General features: G+C 47.6%; 3 protein-coding genes. 1 reads left to right on the plus strand and 2 read right to left on the minus strand.

Annotated features, from left to right (window positions below; genetic code table 11):
- Both U9P07_09980 and U9P07_09985 read right to left on the minus strand, forming a co-directional pair.
- Positions 1-1,100, minus strand: a 1,100-nt coding sequence (locus tag U9P07_09980; GenBank protein MEA2109733.1) for a DEAD/DEAH box helicase family protein, incomplete at its 3' end; no start/stop codon positions are given.
- 39 nt (positions 1,101-1,139) lie between these two features.
- The gene (locus tag U9P07_09985) at positions 1,140-1,310 is read right to left on the minus strand and encodes a hypothetical protein (GenBank protein MEA2109734.1); all 171 of its coding nucleotides are present in this window, start codon (positions 1,308-1,310) and stop codon (positions 1,140-1,142) included.
- 164 nt (positions 1,311-1,474) lie between these two features.
- On the opposite strand from U9P07_09985, the gene hemE reads away from it, so the two are divergent.
- A partial coding sequence (hemE, locus tag U9P07_09990; protein MEA2109735.1) for a uroporphyrinogen decarboxylase occupies positions 1,475-2,284 on the plus strand: 810 nt, incomplete at its 3' end.

A 2,284-nucleotide genomic window follows, 5' to 3' on the forward strand; every position in this document is an offset into this window, starting at 1 on the left:
CGAAATCCATAGTTAACCAGAGTTTCCTTGCGTGAACGATCACCACGATACATGCCTCTTATTTGAGGAATAGTAACATGGCTTTCATCGATAATCAGTAAATGATTTTGAGGCAGGTAGTCCATCAGGGTCGGAGGTGGGTCCCCGGGTTGGCGCCCGGTCAGGTGACGGGAATAATTTTCGATCCCCTGGCAATGACCCATCTGTTCAAGCATTTCAAGATCAAATATGGTCCTTTGTTCCAGACGCTGGGCTTCAAGCAGCAGATTTTCTGCTTTGAGAAACTGCAGGCGCTCCTGTAACTCCTGCCGGATAGCATTCATTGCCTTACTTCGGTTCTCTTCCGGAGTTACATAGTGACTGGCAGGATAAACCGTAAATTTTATCCGTTTTTCAATAATTCTGCCCGTTAACGGATCAAAAATTGACAGGTGATCTAATTCGTTGCCAAAAAACTCCAGCCGTAATGCCGTTTCCTCCATGTTAGCCGGAAAAATATCAATCACTTCACCCCGAACCCGGAAAGTGCCCCGGTGAAAATCAATATCATTACGCTGATATTGGATATCGATCAATTTACGTAGAATTTCTTCGCGCTGTATTTCCCGACCCACTTCGAGATATAAAAGCATGCCCTGGTAAGCTTCCGGAGAGCCCAACCCGTATATGCATGAGACGCTGGCAACAATGATGACATCTTCCCGCTCCAGCAGGGCCACGGTGGCGGCATGACGCAACTTATCAATCTGTTCATTGATGGAAGAATCTTTTTCAATATAGGTATCAGTGGTAGGAATGTAGGCTTCAGGTTGATAATAATCATAGTAACTGACGAAATATTCCACCTTGTTTTCCGGAAATAAATCCTTAAACTCCTGATAAAGCTGGGCAGCCAGGGTTTTGTTGGGCGCCATAACCAGGGTTGTTCTCCCGGTTCGGGCAATAACCTGGGCCAGGGTAAAAGTTTTACCTGAACCGGTTACCCCCAGAAGAACCTGCTCCCGCACTCCCCTTGCAAGCCCATCAGCAAGGCAGTCAATGGCCTTTGGCTGGTCTCCCTGGGGTTGAAAAGTTGAATGGATGGTATATTGATGTGGCATAACGGTGTACGGTATAAGGTATAAAAGTTTCCTTACATCTTACATTTTATATCTTCTCAACTTTCTGACTTGCATTGCCAGGGATATATTGCCGGATGTTCGGGCTTGGCTCATAGCGGTATTGGCCGCCGAACGAATCACACGAAGTGATTCGCGGCGGACGCCTCGGAAGCCGGCCATGGACGGCCGGCGAGAATGAGCGAGAGCCATGCCGGAACATCCCTGAGATTTATTGCAGCTGTTTTTAGGACAAGTCAGAAAGTTGAGTACCTTTCTAACACAGCCATTGTCTCATTGCAATTGCCCACAATTAGCTTGAATCATAAACAGCTCCCATGTTATGAAAAGCAACGATTAAATAAAGGAGAATTCTTATGGAAAACAGTCGTTTTTTACGGGCTTGTCGCCGGGAAACCGTGGATTGTACTCCGGTGTGGATGATGCGTCAGGCTGGCCGCTATCTGCCTGAATACCGGGCTTTAAGAAAAAAATATTCTTTCTGGGAAATGTGCAAACAGCCTGAATTAGCGGTTGAAGTGACATTGCAGCCACTGCGTCGGATGGACATTGACGCCGCAATTTTATTTTCTGATATCCTGGTGCCTCTCGAAGGTATGGGTGCCGGTTTTGAATTTATCGAAGGCCGGGGACCAGTACTGGATCACCCGATCAGGACGGCAGCAGATATCGATAAACTTTCAATAATTGATGCACGGGAAGTGGTGCCCTTTGTTATGGAGGCTATCCGCATGCTGCGCCTTGAACTGGACGGCAAAGTGCCATTGATTGGTTTTTCCGGTGCCCCTTTCACTTTGGCAAGCTACCTGGTTGAAGGTGGTGGTTCCCGCCAGTACCAGCACGTTAAAACCCTGATGTATGCCGAACCGGAGCTATACCATCAACTGATGGTCAAAATTACTGAGGTGGTAATATCCTACCTGTCAGCCCAGATTGAAGCCGGTGCCCAGGTTATTCAGCTGTTTGACAGTTGGGTTGGCTACCTCAACCGGGCTGATTACTATGAATACGTCTATCCCTACAGTCGGAAAATTTTTCAAACCCTTTCCACCTTTAAGGTCCCCATGATTCACTTTGCCAACCAGGCGTCAACATTGTTGGACATGGTCCGTGATGCCGGTGGTGACATTATCGGGGTTGACTGGCGCCTTGATCTGGATACGGCC

This window comes from Pseudomonadota bacterium (assembly GCA_034660915.1).
GTDB lineage: Bacteria > Desulfobacterota > Anaeroferrophillalia > Anaeroferrophillales > Anaeroferrophillaceae > DQWO01.